Annotated in this window: 8 protein-coding genes; 5 read left to right on the plus strand and 3 right to left on the minus strand. The window is 74.8% G+C overall.

Translation table 11 applies throughout. The annotated features are described in order from the left end of the window. Positions 1-205 precede the first annotated feature (205 nt). From ACH4PU_RS20225 to ACH4PU_RS20240, 4 genes are all read left to right on the plus strand, one after another. Complete coding sequence (locus tag ACH4PU_RS20225; RefSeq protein ID WP_398273509.1) at positions 206-1573, plus strand: sensor histidine kinase; 1368 nt, start codon at positions 206-208, stop codon at positions 1571-1573. After that, on the plus strand, positions 1561-2208 hold the full coding sequence (locus tag ACH4PU_RS20230) for a response regulator (protein ID WP_398273458.1): 648 nt from the start codon (positions 1561-1563) through the stop codon (positions 2206-2208). The genes ACH4PU_RS20225 and ACH4PU_RS20230 overlap by 13 nt, the downstream gene beginning before the upstream one ends. 32 nt (positions 2209-2240) lie before the next feature. Further along, on the plus strand, positions 2241-3899 hold the full coding sequence (locus ACH4PU_RS20235; RefSeq protein ID WP_398273461.1) for an MFS transporter: 1659 nt from the start codon (positions 2241-2243) through the stop codon (positions 3897-3899). A gap of 419 nt (positions 3900-4318) precedes the next feature. Next, positions 4319-5395 (plus strand): NAD(P)/FAD-dependent oxidoreductase, encoded by a 1077-nt coding sequence (locus ACH4PU_RS20240; protein ID WP_398273464.1) that lies wholly within the window; start codon positions 4319-4321, stop codon positions 5393-5395. Positions 5396-5427: 32 nt separating this feature from the next. Here the strand turns inward: ACH4PU_RS20240 and ACH4PU_RS20245 are convergent, their stop codons facing one another. Then, a complete protein-coding gene (locus tag ACH4PU_RS20245) occupies positions 5428-6012 on the minus strand; it encodes a helix-turn-helix domain-containing protein (protein WP_398273467.1) in 585 nt (194 codons plus the stop codon). A gap of 88 nt (positions 6013-6100) precedes the next feature. On the opposite strand from ACH4PU_RS20245, the gene ACH4PU_RS20250 reads away from it, so the two are divergent. Continuing rightward, entirely contained in the window at positions 6101-6766 is a 666-nt protein-coding gene (locus ACH4PU_RS20250) for a class I SAM-dependent methyltransferase (RefSeq protein WP_398273470.1), read from the plus strand. Positions 6767-7088: 322 nt separating this feature from the next. Here the strand turns inward: ACH4PU_RS20250 and ACH4PU_RS20255 are convergent, their stop codons facing one another. Continuing rightward, positions 7089-18041, minus strand: coding sequence for a type I polyketide synthase (locus ACH4PU_RS20255; protein WP_398273512.1), 10953 nt, complete (start codon positions 18039-18041; stop codon positions 7089-7091). Positions 18042-18141: 100 nt separating this feature from the next. Beyond that, a partial coding sequence (locus ACH4PU_RS20260; protein WP_398273473.1) for a type I polyketide synthase occupies positions 18142-21473 on the minus strand: 3332 nt, incomplete at its 5' end.

The raw sequence follows: 21473 nt of genomic DNA on the forward strand, positions 1-21473 counted from the left end.
GATGGGTCTACGACCACAAAGGGGGTGGAGAAAACTCCACCCCGCCCGAAGGCCCTCCTCCACTGCCCCGGGCCCGGCCGGCGGCGATGCTGGGAGGCGCGGGCGGGCGGACCGGCCGCTCGGACCGCCCGCGCGTACTGCATGATGAGGCTCGTGGGGCGGAGCGCCCCCGGGTCAGGGGAGGACGGAGCCAGGTGTGCGAGGCGTGGACCTCAAGGCCGGCGGGCGGGTTACGCGCTGCGGCGAGGACCGGGACGACCGGAGCGGTCAGGCGGCGGGCGGTGACGGCCCCGTGGTGACCGAGGCCCGACCGGTGCGGGAGGACGGCGGTGCCGGGCGGCTCCGCTGGTGCGCGCGCGGCCTGGTGGTCGCGGTGCTCTCCCAGATAGGCAGCGTCGCCCTGTTCACCGTCACCGTCCTGACCCTGCTCTCCCTGGCCGTCGGCGTGGGCGTGCTCATCCTGCCGGTCGTCCTGGCCGCGGTCCGCGGGCTGGCCGGCTACCACCGGCGGACGGCCGGCGAATGGACCGGCACCCCCATCGACACCCCCTACCGCCACCCCGTGGAAGCGTCACCCCACGACGTGGCCGCGTCCTTCCGGCAGTGCCGGCGGCTGCTGGCCGACCCGGCCACCTGGCGCGACGTGCTGTGGCTGTTCCTCGACGGGCCCGTCGGCCTGGTCCTCGGCCTGCTGCCCGCGTCCCTCGTCGCCTACGGCCTCAACGGACTCTTCGTCACCCCCTTCCTCTGGGAACACATGGGCCCGCACTGGGGTTTCGGGGTGGTCTGGCCCATCGCCGACCAGACCGACGCCTACCTCGCCATGCCCCAGGGAGCCCTGCTCGTGGCCCTCGGACTGCTGAGCGCCCGGCCGCTGGTCCGGGCACACGGCGGCTTCACCCGGCTGCTGCTGGCCCCCACCCGCGGCGCCCGCCTCGCCCTGCGCGTCGAGCGGCTGACCGAGACCCGCTCCGAGACCGTCGAGTCCCAGGCGGCCGAACTCCGCCGCATCGAACGGGACCTGCACGACGGCGCCCAGGCCCGCCTGGTCTCCCTCGGCATGAAACTCGGCCTCGCCGACACCCTCTTGGACGAGGACCCCGAAATGGTGCGCCGCCTCCTCGCCGACGCCATGGAGTCCAGCAGCCAGGCCCTCACCGAACTGCGCGACCTCGTCCGCGGCATCCACCCGCCCGTCCTCGCCGAACGCGGACTCGACGGCGCCGTACGGGCGTTGGCCGTCGGCCTGCCGCTCCCCGTCGAGCTGGCCATCGACCTGCCCGGCCGTCCGCAGCCGCCCGTCGAGTCGGCCGCCTACTTCGTGGTCGCCGAGACGCTCGCCAACGTCACCAAGCACAGCGGCGCCACCCGCGTCGACGTACGCCTCTGGTACGCCGACGGCGCGCTCCGGGCCCGGGTCACCGACGACGGCCGCGGCGGCGCCGACCCCGAGGGCGGCAGCGGCCTGCGCGGGCTGCAACGCCGGCTCGCCGCCTTCGACGGAGTACTGGACGTCCACAGTCCGCAGGGCGGACCGACCGTGGTGACGATGGAGCTGCCGTGCGCGTGGTGATCGCCGAAGACCTGGCCCTGCTGCGGGAGGGCCTGGTACAACTGCTGACTGCACACAAGTTCGAGGTGATCGAGGCGGTGGACAACGGGCCCGCCATGCTGCGCGCCCTGCTCACCCACCGCCCGGACGTGGCCATCGTCGACGTGCGCCTGCCCCCGACCTTCACCGACGAGGGCCTCCAGGCCGCGGTCGAGGCCCGCAGGCAGGTCCCGGGACTGCCCATCCTGGTGCTGTCCCAGCACGTGGAGCAGATGTACGCCCGCGAGCTGCTGTCCGACCAGAACGGCGGCGTCGGTTACCTCCTCAAGGACCGCGTCTTCGACGTCCGCCGCTTCGTCGACATGCTCCGGCAGGTCGCGGACGGCGGCACGGTCATGGACCCGAAGGTGGTGTCGGAACTCATGGTCAAACACGAGAAGGCGACCAGCCCCGTGCAGTCCCTCACCGAACGGGAACGCGAGGTGCTCGCCCTGATGGCCGAGGGCCGCTCCAACGCGGCCGTCGCCGCCAAGCTGTTCGTGTCCGAGAAGGCCGTCAGCAAACACACCAACAGCATCTTCACGAAACTGGGACTCGCGGCCTCCGGAGACGACAACCGGCGCGTCCTGGCAGTACTCGCCTACCTCAACGCGTAGGCGCCGACCAGCGGAGCGGGAGCGACGACGTCATGCACGACACCGGAGCGGCACCGATACGAACGTCGAGGGAGACCGGGAAGCCCGGGACGCCGGGGAAGCCCGGCACATCGGGGAAGGCCGGACGGAAGGAGTGGACCGGACTGGCCGTCCTCATCCTCCCCGTCCTGCTGGTCTCCCTCGACATGCAGGTGCTCTCCTACGCCCTGCCCTTCATCAGCGCCGAGCTGGCGCCCAGCGGCTCCCAGCTCCTCTGGATCGTCGACATCTACCCCTTCGTCCTCGCCGGACTGCTGCTCACCATGGGGTCGCTCGGCGACCGGATCGGCCGCCGGCGGCTGCTGATGCTCGGCGCCATCGTCTTCGGACTGGCCTCGGTGACCGCCTCCCTCGCCACCGACCCCGTCCTGCTCATCGCCACCCGCGCCCTCCTCGGCGTCGGCGGTGCCACCCTGATGCCGTCCACCCTCTCCCTCATCCGCACCATGTTCACCGACGACGGGCAGCGCCGTGCCGCCATCGCCGTGTGGACCGGCGCGTTCGCCGCCGGCGCCGTCCTCGGACCGCTGCTCGGCGGCATCCTGCTGGAACACTTCTGGTGGGGCTCCGTCTTCCTCGTCAACCTGCCCGTCATGGCGCTGCTGCTGCTCCTCGCCCCGGCGCTGCTCCCGGAGTCCCGGGCGACCGGGCCCGGCCGGTTCGACCTGCTCAGCGCCGCGCTGTCGCTGGCCGCCGTGCTCCCCGCCGTCTACGGCATCCAGAAGACCGCCGAGGACGGCCTGCATGCCGTACCGACCGTCGCCTTCGCCGTCGGCCTGGCCGTCGGCTGGTACTTCCTGCGGCGCCAGCGGCGCCTGGACGAACCCATGCTGGACGTCCGGCTGTTCCGCGACCGGGCGTTCAGCGCCTCCGTCGCCACCAGCGTGCTCGCCATCTTCTCCCTCGTCGGCTCCGGGCTGTTCACCACCCAGTACCTCCAAATGGTTCTCGGCTACGGCCCGTTGCGGGCGGGCCTGTGGGCCCTGCCCGCGGCCGGCGCCGCCATGGCCAGCTCGGCCCTGGCACCCCTCCTGGCGCGCGCCGTCCGGCCCGTGGCCGTGGTCGCCGGCGGCCTGGTCGTCGCGGCCGGCGGGTACGGGGTGCTCACCCGCCTCGACGCGGACTCCGGCGTCGCGGTGATCGTCACCGGCACTGTCGTCATGGCGGCCGGCATCACCCTCGTCATGACCACCACCTCCGACCTGGTCATCGCCACCGCCCCCGCCGACCGGGCCGGCTCCGTCTCCGGCCTCTCCCAGACGGCCACCGAGTTCGGCGGAGCCTTCGGCATCGCCGTCCTCGGCAGCATCGGCACCGCCGTCTACCGGCACGACATGGCCCGCCACCTCCCGGACGACCTCCCGCCCAGCGCGGCGACCGCGGCCCGGGACACCCTCGGCGGCGCCGTCGACACGGCCGGCCGCCTCCCGGCGGAAGCCGGCGCCGACGTCCTGGCCGTCGCCCGCGACGCCTTCGCCCACGGCCTGCGGATCGCCTCGTGGACGACGGCGGGGCTGCTGCTGGCGATGGCGGTGCTCTCGGTGTTCTTGCTGCGGCACACGGTGCGCGGCGGGGACGCGGACGGGGACGGGGCTCCGGGGGAGGGGGCCGGAGACGGGGCGGCCGAACGGGCGGCCGGGCAGCAAGCGTAGACGGGTGCCGGGTAGCGAGCGGGCCGGACGGCGGTGCGGGAGCGGGCGGTGAGGACGCGGCCGGGCTGAACGCGGTTGCCCGAAACGTGCGGGCCGCCCCGCGTCGGTGCGGGGCGGCCCTGACGGTCGCGGTGGCCTGCCGGCCGATGGCGCCGCGGACCCGGCGCCAGGCGGCACCGGCCGGCAGGCGCGGGCCGTTGAGGCCCACGATGACGGCGGAGCCGTCGCGGCCGGCGAAGCCGAGCGGCAGGATCCGGGCGCGGCGCCGGGGTACGGCCGCGTCACCGAGTGCCGGTTGCCTATGGCTCCGCGGGACCTTTACGGAACCGCTGTGGCCCGTTGCCGCCGGTGCCGCCGGGTTTCTTGCCGGAACGGCATGAATTCTTGTCCGCCGTGAGGCACCGGGCGAAGGTGCCGGTATGACTGAGAACGCAGAGAACCCCAGCGACATCGACGTGGTGGTCGTCGGCGGCGGAGCCGCCGGCCTGTCCGGCGCGGTGACACTCGCCCGGTCCCGGCGGTCCGTGGTGGTCGTCGATTCCGGCGAACCCCGCAACGGCCCCGCCTCCGGCGTGCACGGCCTGCTGTCCCGGGACGGCGTCGCCCCCGGCGAACTGCTCCGGGCGGGCCGGGAGGAGGTCGCCGCGTACGGCGGCCGGGTGATCGCCGACCGGGCGGTGTCCGCCGAACGGGCCGGCGACGGATTCGTGGTGGCGACGGCGGACGGGCGCCGCTTCCGTGCCCGGCGGCTGCTGGTGGCCACCGGGCTCGTCGACCGGCTCCCCGACGTCGACGGACTGCGCGAGCGGTGGGGGCGGGACGTGCTGCACTGCCCGTACTGCCACGGGTGGGAGGTGCGGGACCGGCCGGTCGGAGTGCTGGCCACCGGCCCGGCCGCAGTTCACCAGGCGTTGCTTTTCCGGCAGTTGACCGACCGGGTCACTCTGTTCCGGCACACGGCCGGCGACCTCGACGAGGAGGAGTGGGAGCGGCTGGCGGCCCGCGGGGTCTCCGTGGTGGACGGGGAAGTCGCCGGCCTGGAGATCGAGGACGACCGCCTGGTGGGCGTACGGCTGGCGTCGGGACCGCGGGTTCCGCTCGCCGCGCTGGCCGTGGCTCCTCGGCTGGAGGCCCGGGACGAGGTGCTCGCGGGACTCGGACTGACGGCGGCGGAGCACCCGACGGCCATCGGCGACCAGGTCCGTGCGGACGCCGCCGGGCTGACCGCCGTCCCCGGGGTGTGGGTCGCGGGCAATGTGGCGGACGTGACGGACGGGGTGGTGGGGGCAGCCGCGGCAGGGGTACGGGCGGCGGCCGCCATCAACGCCGACCTGGTGGCCGCCGACACCGACGCCGCCCTCGCCCGCCGCCGGGCCGGGAACCCCGTGACGGCCTTCACCCCGGAGGCGGAGGCGGCCCTCTGCGGGCGGGTGATGGGCGACCGCCGCCACGGGCTCGACGGTCTGCCGCCGTCCCGCCCATCCCGGCAGGGCTGACGCACGCGGGTGCCATGCCCCGCGTCGCGCCGTCAGGTGGTGCGGGCCCGCAGGTGCGCGCGCTCGCCCTGGCTGCCGAACAGCACCAGCAGTTCGACCGGCCGGTCGTCGGCCGAGCCCAGCCAATGTGGCACGTGGGTGTCGAACTCGGCGGCCTCGCCCGGGGCGAGGACGAGATCCCGGTCGCCGAGGATCAGACGCAGCCGGCCCTCCAGGACGTAGAGCCACTCGTAACCCTCGTGCGTCCGCGTCTCCGGCTCCGTACCGCGCGGCCGCGGCGGGATGACCAGCTTGTGGGCCTGCATGCCGCCGGCCCGCCGGGTCAGCGGAACGTACGTCAGGCCCGGGCGCTGGACCGGCCGCAGGTGGATCCGGGGGTCGCCGGTCTGCGGGGCACCCACCAGTTCGTCGAGTGGGACGCCGTAGGCGCGGGCCAGGGGGAGGACCAGTTCGAGCGTCGGTCTGCGCTCACCGCCCTCCAGGCGCGACAGCGTGCTCTCCGAGATCCCCGTCGTCCGCGACAGCGCCGCCAGCGTGACCCCGCGCCGCCGTCGCAGCTCCCGCAGCCGGGGGCCGACGGCGGCGAGGGTCTCCTTCAGCTCGTCCTGTTCATCCATGCGCACCACCTTGCCGAAACGGCATGAATTCTCACAACCGACCGCCCGGCTGTCCGTCGGGCTTCGACACGACACCAGGGAGCAACCCATGACAGGCAGGATTCCCGACACCGGCCGGGCCCCCGAAGAGGCCGCCGACTTCTGGGAGCGCGTCCACGCCGACCGGGACGAGCCCGTCTGGTCGGGCCGCCCCAACCCGCTGCTCGCCGAGACCGTGCGGGCCACGACCCCCGGAACCGCGCTCGACCTGGGCAGCGGAGAGGGCGGCGACGCGGTGTGGCTGGCCTCCCGGGGCTGGACGGTCACCGCCGTCGACATCGCGCCGACCGCCCTGGCCCGTACCACCGCCCGGGCCGTCGCCGCCGGCACCGCCGTCGCACAGCGGCTGACCGCCGAACGGCACGACCTCGCCCGCACGTTCCCCGCCGGCGCCTTCGACCTGATCAACGCCCAGTATCTGGAGACCCCCTTCGACCTGCCACGGGCCCGCGTCTTCCGGCGGGCCGCGCGGGCGCTGACCGCGGGCGGGCTCCTCCTCATCGTCGACCACGGTTCCTTCCGGCCCTGGGCCTGGGACCCCGACCCCGACGCCCGCTTCCCCGCGCCGGAGGAGATCTACGACGCACTCGGCCTGGACCCGGACGTCTGGCGGCCCGAACGCCTCGACCGCCCCGAGCGCGAGGCCACCGGACCGGACGGGCGGACCGCCACCGTCACGGACACGGTCGTCGCGGTCCGCCGCCTGACGGTCTGACCGCCCTCGGCCTCCGCCGAGCGGCCGACCGCTCCGGGGAAGGGATCCCGCTCCCGGCCCGACAGCCACGTGACGAGCGGCACAGGGGGAGCGTTGCCCGGCCGGAGCGCCATGGCGGCCCTGACCGGTGCGGCCGCGTCGGCGCGGAGCCCCGGCGGGCACCGGCGGCGACAGCGCTCCCGGCTGGTGACGCCATGCCGGTGCCACACGGAACACGGCCGCCGGAAGCACGCCGCAACCGCGAGGGCCGGCCACCGCCGGAGTGCGATGGCCGGCCCTCGCCGGTGCCGGTGCCGCCCTGGACGGGCGGCCCCGGCGGGGGTCAGCTCGCGTCCAACTCGCCGTCCAGGATGTCGAACAGCTCGTCGGCGGTGGCCGACTCCAGTGCCACCCGGTCGTCCTCCGGCGTCTGCTCGCCGGCCGGTTGGAGCGCCGCGCCCCAGCGGGCCGCCAGCGAGCGCAGCCGGGCCGCGATCCGGGCGTGCTCGTCCGGGTCCGGCGCGGCGCCGGTCATGGCGGCCTCCAGCGCGGCGAGTTCCGCCTCCAGGGACGGACCCGCCGCGACCGCCGTGACGACCAGCTCGGCGCGCAGGTGGCGGGCGGCGGCCAGCGGGGTCGGGTGGTCGTAGATCAGCGTGGACGGGAGCCGGACCCCGGTGGCGCCGCCGAGCCGGTTGCGCAGTTCGAGGGCCGTCAGGGAGTCGAAGCCCGACTCGACGAAGCCGCGCAGCGGATCGACGTCCTGGGCCCGCGCGTAGCCGAGCACCTCGGCGGTGTGGCCGCGCACCAGGTTCAGGAGGGTGCGCTCCTGCTCCTCCTCGGACAGGGCCGCCAGCCGTTCGGCGAGGGCCGCGCCCGGAGCCTCGGACCCGGCACTCGAGGCCGCCGCCGGCCGGCGGGCCGGGGCGCGGACCAGCGAACGCAGCATCGCCGGCACCTCGTCGGCACCGCTCCCGGACCGGACGCGGGCGGTGTCCAGCGCCATCGGCAGCACGGCCGCGGGACCGGCCGCCAACGCGGCGTCGAACAGGGCCAGGCCCTCGTCGGGCGACAGCCCCCGCACGCCCGACCGCGCCATGCGCCGCAGGTCGGCGTCGGAGAGCCGGTCACCCATGCCGGACCCCGCCTCCCACAGCCCCCACGCCAGCGACAGCCCGGGAAGCCCCCGGGCCCGGCGGTGCTGGGCGAGCGCGTCCAGGAAGGCGTTCGCCGCCGCGTAGTTGCCCTGACCCGCCGCGCCCAGCGTGCCCGCGGCGGACGAGAACAGGACGAACGCCGACAGCCCGGCGTCCGCCGTCAGCCGGTGCAGGGTGAGCGCCGCGTCCACCTTCGGACGCAGGACGCTCTCGAACCGCTCGGGCGTCAGGGACGCCAGCGTCGCGTCGTCCAGCACACCGGCGGCGTGGACGACGCCGGACAGCGGACGGTCCGCCGGAATCCGCGCGAGGACGGCCGCCAGCTCGTCCGGGTCGGCCGCGTCACAGGCCACGGCCTCGGCGGTCGCACCCGACTCGGCGAGTTCGGCGAGCAGTTCGCCGACCCCCTCGGCCGCCGGGCCCCGGCGGCTGAGCAGCAGCAGGTGGCGCACCCCGTGGGACGCCGCCAGGTGCCGGGCGAGCACACGGCCCAGCCCGCCCGTGCCACCGGTCACCAGCACCGTGCCGGTGCCGTCGCCGAACGGACCGCTCGGCGCGTCGGCTTCCGTGCCGTCGCCGTCGTTCGGGGACACCCGGACGAGCCGGGGGACGAGGACCGCCCCGCCGCGCACGGCGGCCTCGGGCTCACCGCCCGCCAGGACGGCCGGCAGCGCGTCCTCCGACTCCGGCGCGCCGTCCACGTCCACCAGCCCCACCCGGCCCGGATGCTCCTCGCGCACCGCGCGCACCAGGCCCCAGACGGCCGAACCCGCCAGATCCCGCACGTCCCCGGCCGCCTCGCCGGGCCGGCCGGCCGCGACGGCACGCCGGGTGACCAGCGTGATCCGGCACCCGGCGAACCGCTCGTCCGCCAGCCAGCGCCGCAGCAGCGCCACGACCCGCCCGGTGCCCGCCCGCACGGCGGCGGACAGCTCGTCCGGGGCGTCGGCGGACGGGGCGTCGGCGGACGCGGCGGGGTCCGCGTCACAGCGGACGACCACATGGCCCGGGAGCACGTCCGGCAGCAGCGCCTCGGCGCGGTCCGCCCACGCGTCCGCCCCGGGCGCGCCGCCGCCGGGACGGACGGTCAGCACGTCCACAGGGCCGCTTCCTGACTCGATCCGGTCGGCGGGCGTCCACGCGACGGCGAACAGCGGCCGCTGCCCGGCCGCCGCCCGCAACCGCTCACCGCTGAGCGCCCGGAGGACGAGGGACCGGACGGCGATCACCGGCGCGCCTTGCCCGTCGGCCGCGACGACGGACAGCGTGTGCGCCGCCGTCCGCGTGATCCGCACGCGCAGGCGCGTCGCGCCGGTCGCGTGCAACGTCACCCCCTGCCAGGCGAAGGGCAGGAGCGTGCCGGAACCGTCCTGGGACGTCTCCTCGGCGCGGCCCGCGTCGATGGCGTGCAGGGCGGCGTCGAGGAGGGCGGGGTGGATGCCGAAGGCACCGACGTCACCGTGCGCTTCCTCGGGGAGCGCCACCTCGGCGTAGACGTCGTCCCCGTGCCGCCAGGCGGCTTCGAGCCCCTGGAAGACGGGACCGTAGTGGTAGCCCTGGGACGCGAGTTCCGCGTAGGCGCCGTCCACGGGGATCGGCTGGGCCCCGGTGGGCGGCCAGCTCTCCGGTTCTGGCGCCTCGGTGGTTTCGCTCGCGGGAAGGTGCCCGACGAGCGTGCCCTGGGCGTGCTGGGTCCACGGCTCGTCCGTGAGGGCGTCGGCGGCGTGGGGGCGCGAGTGGACGGTGACGGGCCGGGCACCGGAACCGTCGGGCGCGCCCACCGCCACCTGGAGGTCCAGGGACTGCTCGGGGAGCAGCACCAGCGGCTCCTGGAGGGTCAGTTCCTCGACGTGCGGTGTGCCGGCGTGCTCACCGGCGCGCAGGGCCAGCTCGGTGAGCGCCGTGCCGGGTACGAGCACGGTGTCGCCGATGGCGTGATCCGCCAGCCACGAGTGCGTCCGCAGGGAGACGCGCCCGGTGAGGATCGTCTCGTCGGAGCCCGCGCGCCGGAGAACGGCACCCAGCAGTGGATGACCCGCCGCGGCCTGGCCCACGGTGGCCACGTCGCCCGTCTCGGGCGCGGGGTCGATCCAGTAGCGGCGGCGTTGGAAGGGGTAGGTGGGGAGGTCGATGGTGTTCGTTTGGCTTGTGGGGTGGAGTTGTGTCCAGGTGATGGGGTGGCCGTGGGTCCAGAGGTGGGCGAGGGTGGTGAGGGCTTCTTGTGTCTCGGGGCGGTTGCGGCGTTGGAGGGGGAGGCAGGTGGCGGTGGTGTGGTCGGCTGCCATGGCGGTGAGGACGGCGTCGGGGCCGATTTCGAGGAGGGTGGTGATGCCGTCGGTGGTCAGGGTCGATACCGCGTCGGCGAAGCGGACGGGGCGGCGGACGTGCTCGACCCAGTAGTCGACGCTCGTCAACTCCTCTGCCGTTGCCGTCAGTCCGGTGACGGTGGAGACGATCGGGATGCGCGGCTCGGTGAAGGACAGGCCCTCCACGACCGTGCGGAAGTCCTCCAGCATCGGCTCCATCAGCGGGGAGTGGAAGGCGTGCGAGACCTTCAGCATCGAGGTCTTGCGGCCCTCTTCTTTCATCTTCGCCACGATCGCGGTGACTGTTGCTTCCGCACCCGAGACGACGACTGCGCGTGGGCCGTTGACCGCAGCGACGGCCGCGTCCTGCGCGTCATCGAGGAGGGTGAGGGCTTCGTCTTCGGTGCACTGGAGGGCGGCCATGACCCCGCCGTCGGGCAGGGCCTGCATCAGCCGGCCGCGTGCGGCCACAAGCGTGCAGGCATCCTCCAGGGACAGCACCCCGGCGACGTGCGCTGCGGCGATCTCTCCGATGGAGTGCCCGGCCAGCACCTCCGGCCGCATACCCCACGACTCCACCAGGCGGAACAGCGCCGTCTCGATGGCGAACAGGGCGGGCTGCGCGTACTCCGTGCGGTTCAGCAGCTCCCCGTCCTCGCCGAAGAGGACGTCCCGGAGCGGCTGTCCGAGGTGTGCGTCGAGGTGCGCGCACACCTCGTCCAGTGTCTGCGCGAACACCGGGAACGCCTCGTACACCTCCCGGCCCATCCCTGCCCGCTGTGCGCCCTGTCCGGTGAAGAGGAAGGCGGTTTTGCCGGTGGTGCGGGCCGTGCCCTGGGTGAGGCCGGGGGCAGGGGTGCCGTCGGCGAGGGCGGTCAGGGCCGTGACGAGGTCGGCGCGGGTGCGTCCGGTGACCACGGCGCGGTGGTCGAAGTGGGCACGGGTGGTGGCCAGGGAAAGACCGATCGACGCGAGGCCGTCGTCGTCCGGGAGTACGTCCAGCAGGCGGCGGGCCTGGGCGCGCAAAGCCTGCGGGGTGGTCGCGGAGAGCGGCCAGAGCACCGGGCCCGTAAACGTCTCCGGGGCGGGAGCGGGGGCCTCCTGCGGTGCTTCCTCCAGGATCACGTGCGCGTTCGTCCCGCTGATCCCGAAGGACGAGACCCCCGCCCGCAGGGGAGCGGCCTCATCGGCCCACGGGGTCGCCTCGGTGAGCAGCCGTACGTGTCCGGCCGTCCAGTCGACGTGCGGTGTCGGTTCGTCGACGTGCAGGGTCTTGGGCAGGACGCCGTTGCGCATCGCCATGACCATCTTGATGACGCCGGCGACACCCGCCGCCGCCTGCGTGTGCCCCAGGTTCGACTTCACCGACCCCAGCCACAGCGGCCGTTCCGCCGCGCGGTCCTTGCCGTACGTCGCCAGCAACGCCTGCGCCTCGATCGGGTCGCCCAGCTTCGTCCCCGTGCCGTGGGCTTCGACGGCCTGGACGTCGGTGGGGGCGAGGCCGGCGTTGTCGAGGGCCTGGCGGATCACGCGTTGCTGGGAGGGGCCGTTGGGGGCGGTGAGGCCGTTGCTGGCGCCGTCCTGGTTGACCGCCGAACCCCGCACCACGGCGAGGACGCGGTGCCCGTTGCGGCGTGCGTCCGACAGGCGTTCCACCAGCAGCATGCCCACGCCCTCGGACAGGCTGGTGCCGTTCGCCGCTCCGGCGAACGCCTTCGTCCGGCCGTCCGGGGCGAGGTTGCGCTGCCTGCTGAAGTCGATGAACGTCTCGGGGGTGAACATCACCGACACACCGCCCGCGAGAGCGAGGGAGCATTCGCCGTTGCGGAGCGCCTGTACCGCCAGGTGCAGTGCGACGAGTGAGGAGGAGCAGGCGGTGTCGATGCTGACGGCGGGGCCTTCGAGGCCGAGGGTGTAGGAGATGCGGCCGCTGGCGATGCTGCCGAGGCTGCCGTTGCCGAGGTAGGTGTCGACGCCTTCGGGGAGGGGGGTGTGGGTGAGGCGTGAGGCGTAGTCGTGGTACATGATGCCGGTGAAGACGCCGGTGGTGGTGCCGCGGAGGGTGTGGGGGTTGATGCCGGCGCGTTCGAGGGCTTCCCAGGAGGCTTCGAGGAGCAGGCGTTGCTGGGGGTCGGTGCCGAGGGCTTCGCGGGGGGAGATGCCGAAGAACTCGGCGTCGAACTCCGCCGCGTCGTAAAGGAAACCACCCGTGTCGGCGTGGCTGGTGTTCGGCCGGAGGCCGCTCGTGTCGCAGAGGGTCTCCAGGTCCCAGCCGCGGTCCTCCGGGAACGGGGTGATGCCGTCGCGGCCTTCCGCCAGCAGCCGCCAGAGCTCCTCGGGCGTGGTGACGCCGCCGGGGAACCGGCAGCTCATGCCGACGATGGCGATCGGCTCGTCCGCTGCTGCCCGCGATCCGGCGGCAGGCCGTGCGCCCTGCGGTTCCGCTTCCCCACCGGTCAGTTCGGCCCCGAGGTAGGCCGCCAGCGCGGCCGGTGTGGGGTGGTCGAAGACCAGCGTGACCGGCAGGCGGACGCCGGCCGCCGCGCCGAGCCGGTTGCGCAGGGCCACGGACGTGAGGGAGTCGAAGCCCAGGTCCTTGAAGGCGCGGTCCGGTTCGACGGCGTCACCGCTCTCGTGCCCCAGGATGCCCGCGACCTGAGTGCGTACCAGGTCCAAGAGGAGGCGCTCGCGCTCGGGCGCCGTCATCCGCAGCACCTGGTGGGCCAGCGTGCCGCCGTCACCAGTGGCGGCGGACGCGGTGGCGCGCCGGGCCGCCGGCCGTACCAGGCGGCTGAGCAGCGGCGGGAGGCCGCCGGGGCGGTCGCGCAGCGCGGCCGGGTCCAGCCGGACCGGCAGCAGGAGGGGCGTCCCGTCGGCCACGGCCGTGTCGAACAGCGCGAGCCCTTCCGCCGCCGACAGCCCCCGCACGCCCGAACGCGCCATCTGGTCGACGTCCGCCGAGGACAGGTGGGAGGTCATCCCGGTGTCCTGGGTCCACAGTCCCCAGGCCAGTGACTGTGCGGGGAGTTGGTGGGTGTGGCGGTGGTGGGCGAGGGCGTCGAGGAAGGCGTTGGCGGCGGCGTAGTTGGCTTGTCCGGCGCCGTCGAGGGTGGCGGCTGCGCTGGAGTAGAGGATGAAGTGGGTGAGGGGGATGTTGAGCCGCTGGGTGGTGTGGTGCAGGTGCCAGGCGGCGTCGGCTTTGGGCGTGAGGGCGGTGTGGAGGTGCTGCGGGGTCTGGTTGGCGAGGGTGGCGTCGTTGAGGACGCCCGCGGTGTGGATGATCGCCTTGAGGTGCGGGATGCCGGCGAGAAGATCAGCGACTTGAGTGGGGTCGCTGACGTCGCAGGCGGTGAGGGTGATGTCGCCGCCGAGCTCGGTGAGGCGGTCCACCAGCTCAGTCGCCTGAGGATGGTCGGGGCCCTGACGGCTGGCGAGCGTGATGCCGGTGACGCCGTGCCGGGTGATGAGGTGTTCGGCGAGGAGGGTGGCGAGGCCGCCCGTACCGCCGGTGATCAGGACGCTGTCCTGAGGGTCCCAGTCCTCGAAACCGGTCGGCAGCGGCTCCCTCGAAGCCGATCCGGGCGTCGCGCGGACGAGGCGGGGGACGTGCATCTCGCCGCCCCGCAGCGCCAGTTCCGGCTCGCCGCTCGTCAGGGCCGCCGCCGCGAGCCGTCGCGCCGACTCCGGCGAGCCGTCCGTGTCGACCAGGACGAAGCAGTCGGGCGTCTCGGCCTGCGCCGCGCGCACCAGACCCCACACCGCCGCCCCGATCGGGTCGACCGGCGTCCCCGCCGGCCCGGCGGCGCCCCGAGTGACCACGGCCAGCCGGGAGGAGGCCGGACGGCCCTCCGCCGACCAGCGCTGCAGCGCCTCCAACACCGTTCCGAGGACCTCGCGCAGCCGCCGCGGCACGGCGTCGGCGTCGGCGGCATCCACGACGACGTCACTGGGCGGGCACGCGAGGAGCAGCAGGTCCGGCTCCGGCCCGTCCGCCGCTCCGCCGGACGGCAGCAGACCCGCGTACGCGCCGGGGTCGGCGCCCTCGTCCAGCAGCGCCCACGGCACCGGCCGTCCCGCCGCTTCCGCCCCGGCGGCGGCTTGCCACTCGACGCGGAACAGGGCGTCCCGGTGCGGTGCCGCCGCGGCCGACAGCGCGCCCGGCGCCACAGGGCGCAGCAGCAGCGCGTCCACCGAAGCGACCGGCGCCCCCGCCGCGTCGGCGAGCCGCAGCGCCACCGCGTCGTCCCCGGTGGGCGAGACCCGCACCCGCAGCGCCTGCGCGCCGACGGCCCACAGGCTCACGCCCGTCCAACTGAACGGCAGGCGGACGCCGCCGTCCGGCGCGTCGGACGTAGCGGTGTCGAACGGGCCGAGCCCGGCGGCGTGCAGAGCCGCGTCCAGCAGCGCCGGGTGCAGGCCGAACCGCGCCGCGTCGGCGCGGGCGTCCTCGGGGAGGGCGACCTCGGCGAACACCTCGTCGCCGCGCCGCCAGGCTGCCCGCAGCCCCTGGAAGGCCGGGCCGTAGCCGTACCCCTGGCCGGCGAGCCGCTCGTACAGGTCCGACACGTCCAGTGCGGTGGCCCCCGCGGGCGGCCACACGTCCGGCTCGTCCGCCACCCAAGCGGCCTCCGGCTCCGGGGCGGGCTCGGCGACGAGGAAGCCCTCCGCGTGGGCGGTCCACTCCGGGTCGGTGCCGTCCGCCGCGGATCCGGTCAGGGGACGCGCGTGCACGCTCACCGGCCGCCGGCCGTCCCCGCCGGGCACGCCGACCCGGACCTGGAGCTGGACGCCGCCCTTCGCGGGCAGCAACAGCGGCTCGGTCAGGGTGAGTTCTTCGATCCGGCCGCAGCCGACCTGGTCGCCCGCGCGCACGGCGAGCTCCACCAGCGCCGTACCCGGCAGCAGCACCGCGCCGCCGGCCGCGTGGTCCGCCAGCCACGGGTGGGTGTCCAGGCCGATCCGGCCGGTCAGCAGCGCCCCGTCCGCGCCGGCCAGGCCCACCACGGCGCCCAGCAGCGGATGGTCGGCGGAGTCCAGGCCGGCCGACACGAAGTCCGCCCCGGCCGCGTCCGGCCGCGGCCAGTAGGACCGGCGCTGGAACGGGTACGTGGGCAGCTCCACCCACGACGGCGCGTACGGGGCGAGCGGCACCGACCAGTCCACCGCGACACCCTGCGCCCAGACCTCGCCCAGGGACAGCAGGAAGCGGCGCGTCCCGCCGTCCTGGCGGCGCAGCGAGCCCACCGCCGCCACCGTCCGGCCCGCCGCGTCCGCGGTCTCCTGGACGCCCATCGACAGCACGGGGTGCGGGCTGGACTCGACGAAGACGCCATGGCCGTCGGCCAGCAGGGCCCGGGTGGTCTCCTCGAACCGCACGGTCTGCCGCAGGTTGCGGTACCAGTACGCCGCGTCGAGGCCACTGGTGTCGATCCGCGACGCGGTCACCGTCGAGTAGAACGGGATCCGCGACGCCCGGGGCCTGATGTCCGCCAGCGCCTCCAGCAACTCAGCCTCGATGGACTCCACATGGGCGGAGTGCGAGGCGTAGTCCACCGGGATCCGGCGCGCCCAGACGTCCTCGGCCCGCAGCTCGGTGAGGAGTTCGTCCAGCGCGTCGGAGTCGCCGGACACCGCCACCGACCCCGGCCCGTTGACCGCGGCCACGGACAGCCGGCCGTCCCAGCGGAGCAGCCGCTCCGCGACCCGGTCGGCGGGCGACGACACCGACATCATGCCGCCGGGGCCCGCCAGCCGGCGGGCGATGGCCTGGCTGCGCAGCGTCACCACGCGGGCCGCGTCCTCCAGGGACAGCGCCCCCGCCACACAGGCCGCCGCGATCTCGCCCTGGGAGTGGCCCACCACCGCGGCGGGCTTCACCCCGTGCGCCCGCCACAGTTCCGCGAGGGAGACGAGGACGGCGAACAGTGCCGGCTGGACGACGTCCACCCGCTCCAGGTCCGGCGCGTCCGGCTCGCCGCGCAGGACGGCGAGCAGGTCCCAGTCGACGAACCGGCCGACGGCCTCCGCGCACTCCCGGATCCGCTCGGCGAACGCGGGGGAGGAGTCGAGGAGTTCACGGGCCATGCCGGCCCACTGGGAGCCCTGCCCGGGGAAGACGAAGGCGACCTTGGAGCGGCCGCCGGCGGCCGTGCCGCGCACCAGGTCGTCCGGCGCCTCCCCGGCGGCCGCCGCCCGCAGCCCGGCCAGCAGTTCGTCCGTGTCCGCGGCGACCAGCACGGCCCGGTGCTCCAGCGCGGCGCGCGTCGTCAGCAGCGAGTGCGCGACGTCGGCGGGGCGCAGGGCGGGGTCGGCCGCGAGGCGGCCGGCCAGCCGGGCGGCCTGGGCGCGTAGCGCCGCGTCGCCGCGGGCGGAGAGGAGGAAGGGGAGTGGGGCCGGGGTTCTGTCGGTGTCGGCTTCTCCGGTCGCGGCCGGGTCGGCCGGCGGGGCCTCCTCCAGGATCACATGGGCGTTGGTGCCGCTGAGGCCGAACGACGACACGCCCGCGCGGCGGGGGCCGTCGCCCTTCCACGGCACCGGCTCGGTGAGCAGCGCCACCGTCCCGTCCTCCCAGTCCACCTTGGACGACGGCGCGTCCACGTGCAGCGTCCTGGGCAGCACACCGTGCCGCATCGCCATCACGGCCTTGATCACCCCGGCCACCCCCGCGGCGGCCTGGGTGTGCCCGATGTTCGACTTCACCGAACCCAGCCACAGCGGCCGCCCGTCCGGCCGCTCCTTCCCGTACGTGGCCATCAGCGCCTGGGCCTCGATGGGGTCACCGAGGACGGTGCCCGTGCCGTGGGCCTCCACGACGTCCACGTCCGCCGGGCCGAGCCGCGCGTCGGCCAGCGCCTGGCGGATGACGCGCTGCTGGGAAGGGCCGTTGGGGGCGGTGAGGCCGTTGCTGGCGCCGTCCTGGTTCAGCGCGGAACCCCGCACCACCGCCAGGATCCGGCGGCCGTTGCGGCGCGCGTCCGACAGCCGCTCCAGGACGAGCATCCCGGCACCCTCGCCCCAGCCCGTCCCCGCGGCGGCGTCGGCGAAGGCGCGGCAGCGGCCGTCCAGCGCCAGCCCGCGCTGCCGGCTGAACTCGACGAACGTACGCGGCGTGGACATCACGGTGACACCGCCGGCCAGGGCCAGCGAGCACTCGCCCTTGCGGAGCGCCTGCACCGCCAGGTGCAGGGCGACGAGTGAGGAGGAGCAGGCGGTGTCGATGCTGACGGCGGGGCCTTCGAGGCCGAGGGTGTAGGAGATCCGGCCGGACACGATGCTGCCGTCCGTGCCGGTGACCATGAAGCCCTCGGCGCCGTCGGGGACCGTGCCCACCCGCACCGGGTAGTCGGTGGCCATCACACCCGCGTAGACGCCGGTCCGGCTGCCGGCCAGGCTCTGCGGGTCGATGCCGGACCGCTCGAACGCCTCCCAGGCGACCTCCAGCAGCAGGCGCTGCTGCGGATCGGTCGCCGTCGCCTCGTGCGGGCTCATCCCGAAGAACGCCGCGTCGAACTCCGGCGCCCGGTGCAGGAACCCGCCCTGGCCGGTGTAGCTGGTGTGCGGACGCTGCCCCTCCGGGTCGTACACCGCGTCCAGGTCCCAGTTGCGGTCGCCGGGGAACGCGGTGATCGCGTCGGTGCCCGCCTCGACGAGCGACCACAGGTCCTCCGGGGACTCCACGTCCCCGGGGAAACGGCAACTCATGCCCACGATCGCCACGGGCTCCACGGCGGCGGCGGTCGCCGCCGCGGCCTCGTCGTATCGCCGGCGCAGCCGCTCGTTCTCCAGCAGCGACGCGCGCAGGGCCTCGGCGATCTTCTGGACAGGTGTATCCACGGTCGTCACTCGCATTCCTCGGTCACTCATGTCACTGGGCTCGCTCCGCCCGGCCGGCTGCCGGTCCGCGCCACGCGGGACCGGCAGCCGGCCGGAACGGTCACTCGGGCTGCTGCTCGGAGTCGCTGCGCTCGAACGCCTCGCGGACGAGGGCGTCGATGTCCATCGCCAGGATCGCGTCGCTCTGGTCCGCGGCGCTCGGCTCGGGGTCGGCGGGGTCGGCGGGGGCCGCGATGACCACCGGGGACGCGGCCGGGGCCGGGGCCAGCGCCAACAGGGCGTCCAGCAGGCCGGCTTCCCTGATCCGGGCGAGCGGTACGGACTCCAGCAGCCTGCGCACCTCGTCGTCGTCCGCCTCGGGGACCGGCAGCCGCGACGCGCACTCCTCGACCTCCGGCAGCAGCTCCTCCAGCAGGTGCTTGGCCATGGTCTGCGGGGTCGGGTAGTCGAAGACCAGGGTGGCCGACAGCCGCTGACCGGTCGCCGTCTTCAGCCTGTTGCGCAGCTCCACCGCCGTGAGCGAGTCGAAACCGGCGTCCTGGAACGAGCGGGCCGGGTCGAGCGCCGAACCGTCCGCGTGCCCGAGGACCCTGGCCACCTCGGCGCAGATCACGTCCTCCAGGAGCCGGAGCCGCTCCTCGGTGTCGAGCGGCGCGAGCCGCTCCGCGAGGGGCGTGTCGTCCTGGACGGCCGCGGTGGCGGTCGTGGTGGTGCTGTGCGCGGTGGGGCGGGTGGGCGTGGGCGGGCGGAGGGTGTGGAGCAGCGGGTGAGCGGGTGTGTGGCGGGGGTTGGGGTGGATGGGGAGGAGGGCGGCGTCGGGGGTGGTGAGGGCGGCGTCGAAGAGGGCGAGGTTCTGCTCGGTGGTGAGGGGGAGGAGGGGCCCGTTGTTCATGCGCTGGAGGTCGGCGGTGCTGAGCTGCCCGGCCATGCCGTGTTCGGTGTCCCAGAGTCCCCAGGCGAGGGATTGTGCGGGGAGTTGGTGGGTGTGGCGGTGGTGGGCGAGGGCGTCGAGGAAGGCGTTGGCGGCGGCGTAGTTGGCTTGTCCGGCGCCGTCGAGGGTGGCGGCCGCGGAGGAGTAGAGGATGAAGTGGGTGAGGGGGATGTTGAGGTGTTGGGTGGTGTGGTGGAGGTGCCAGGCGGCGTCGGCTTTGGGGGTGAGGGCGGTGTGGAGGTGCTGCGGGGTCTGGTTGGCGAGGGTGGCGTCGTTGAGGACGCCCGCGGTGTGGATGATCGCCTTGAGGTGCGGGATGCCGGCGAGAAGATCAGCGACTTGAGTGGGGTCGCTGACATCGCACGCGGTGAGGGTGATGTTCCCGCCGAGCTTGGTGAGGTGCTTTGTCAGCTCGGTGGCGCGGGGGTGGTCGGGTCCCTGGCGGCTGGCGAGGGTGATGTTGGTGATGTGGTGGTGGGTGATGAGGTGTTCGGCGAGGAGGGTGGCGAGGCCGCCGGTGCCGCCGGTGATGAGGACGCCGTCCTGGGGGTCCCAGTCCTCGAAGCCGGTCAACCGCGGTGCCGCAGTGGTCGTTTCGACGCGAGCCAGCCGGGCCACGTGCACCCCGTCCGCCCGGACCCACACCTGCGGCTCGGCGGAGGCGAGCGCCGCCGGGAAGAACCGCACCGAGGACTCGTCCCCGTCCCAGCGCGCCAGGACGAAGCTCTCCGGGTGCTCGGCCTGGGCCGAACGGACCAGGCCCTCCACCGCGGCGTTGACCAGCCCGCCGGGACCGTCCGCGTCCCGGGTGACGACCACCAGCCGGGAGGACGCCGGCCGTTCGTCCACCACCCACTGCTGCAGCGTGCCGAGCACCTCGCCCAGCACCTCGCGCAGCCGCCCGGGCAGGACGGTGGCGTCGTCGCCGTCCGTCAGCTCCGGTACCCGGCAGGGCAGCAGCACCACACTGGGCGCCGCTTCCTCCAGCGCGGCGAGGCCGGGGTACGCCGACACTCCCGTCCACGCCCAGTCCGCGGTCTGCTCGCCGAGCACCGCCCAGCCCTCGGGGCCGGCCGGGACCCGCGTCGGCGCGGCGTCGCCGTCCGGGAGCGGTATCCATTCGACCCGGTGGAGCGGGAGCGCGCCGTCACCCGCCTTCGCGATCTGGTCGGCCGACACCGGCCGGGCGACCAGCGAACGTACCGAGGCCACCGGTGAACCGGCCGCGTCGGCCAGTTCCAGCGACGTCGCGTCCGCGGCGCCCTCGACCGCCGCGACCCTGACCCGCAGCGAGGTCGCACCCGAGGCGTGCAGGGACACGTCGCTCCACGCGAACGGAAGCGCGGCGCCCTGCCCGGGCCGCCGGCCGCCGTCCCCGAGCAACTCGGTGGCGTGCAGGGCGGCGTCGAAGAGGGCGGGGTGAAGACCGTAGGCGCCGGCGTCGCCGTGGGCCTCCTCGGGGAGCGCCACCTCGGCGAAGACCTCGCCGTCGCGACGCCACGCGGCACGCAGGCCCCGGAAGACCGGGCCGTACTCCAGACCGTCCGCGGCCAGGGCCGGGTAGAGCGCGTCCACGTCCACGGGCTCGGCACCCTCCGGCGGCCATACGCTCAGGCCGGCCTCCGGACGCACCTCCGACGTGCCCTGTACCAGGAAGCCGCCCGCGTGCCGGACCCACGGCTCGTCGGCCGGGGCGTCCTGCGCCCGCGAGTACACGCCGACCGGCCGGCGGCCGGACCCGTCCGGCTCACCCACGGACACCCGCAGATCCCGGGCGCCACGCGACGGCAGGACCAGCGGCACCTCCAGCGTCAGCTCCTCCAGGACCCCGCATCCCACCTGGTCGCCCGCCCGCAGGGCGAGTTCGACACACGCGGTACCGGGCAGCAGCGCGCTGCCCATGACCGTGTGATCGGCCAGCCAGGCGTGGGACCGCAGACCGATGCGGCCCGTCAGCACCACCGTGCTCGACTCCGGAACGGTGAGGGCGGCACCGAGCAGCGGATGCCTCGCGGAGTCAAGACCGGCGGAGGCCACGTCCGCCTGCTCGGCCACCGCGTCGATCCAGTAGCGGCGGCGTTGGAAGGGGTAGGTGGGGAGGTCGACGAGTCCGGCCCGGCCGGTGGGGTGGAGGGTTTGCCAGGTGATGGGGTGGCCGTGGGTCCAGAGGTTCGCGAGGGCGGTGAGGGCTTCGCCGGCTTCCGGGCGGTTGCGGCGTTGGAGGGGTACGCAGGTGGCGGTGGTGTGGTCGGCCGCCATCGCGGTGAGGACGGCGTCGGGGCCGATCTCCAGGAGGGTGGTGATGCTGTCGGCGGTCAGGGTGGCGACGGCGTCGGCGAAGCGGACGGGGCGGCGGACGTGCTCGACCCAGTAGTCGACGCTCGTCAACTCCTCTGCCGTTGCCGTCAGTCCGGTGACGGTGGAGACGATCGGGATGCGGGGCTCGGCGAACGACAGGCCGGCGACGACCGTGCGGAAGTCCTCCAGCATCGGGTCCATGA

The sequence above is a fragment of the Streptomyces sp. NPDC021100 genome (assembly GCF_044333095.1).
In the GTDB taxonomy this organism is placed as follows: Bacteria; Actinomycetota; Actinomycetes; order Streptomycetales; family Streptomycetaceae; genus Streptomyces.